Here is a 404-nt window from a genome sequence, read left to right on the forward strand (position 1 = left end):
AAAATTGTTTTATTCGAACCCCGTGGTGCGCCGCTCCGCTTTAACCGTAAGCGGCAGAAAGTGTATGCCTATGAATACCAGCGTGGTATCTGGCCGTGGAAATGCTGGCCGGTGCAGGTGAAGGTTTTTGACTGGGCGGATATTCATGCCGAACGGGTGCAGATGAGCGGGCATGCAGAATGGGGGCACCGGATATACTGCGCGGTCTGTAAACCAGGCACCTGCGACGTTGTGGACCGTTTTGTCCTGACCTGGACCGTGGGGGATGTGTCAGCGGTTTACGGCCTGTGGAGTCATTGCTGTCACTATATGGAAGCAAAGCCGGTGCCGACAAAACCATTGTGGACCGACAGGCCCCGGGACTGGACACCCTTTACCACCGTCCGCTGGCCGGAAGATATCGA

1 protein-coding gene is annotated in these 404 nt (G+C 56.4%); it reads left to right on the forward strand.

Annotated elements, in window-relative coordinates:
• The coding region (locus tag FDW88_RS22400; protein ID WP_371414752.1) for a DUF6708 domain-containing protein at positions 1–404 on the forward strand (404 nt) is incomplete at both ends.

This window comes from Citrobacter sp. wls829 (assembly GCF_005280825.1).
GTDB classification, from domain to species: Bacteria; Pseudomonadota; Gammaproteobacteria; order Enterobacterales; family Enterobacteriaceae; genus Citrobacter; species Citrobacter gillenii.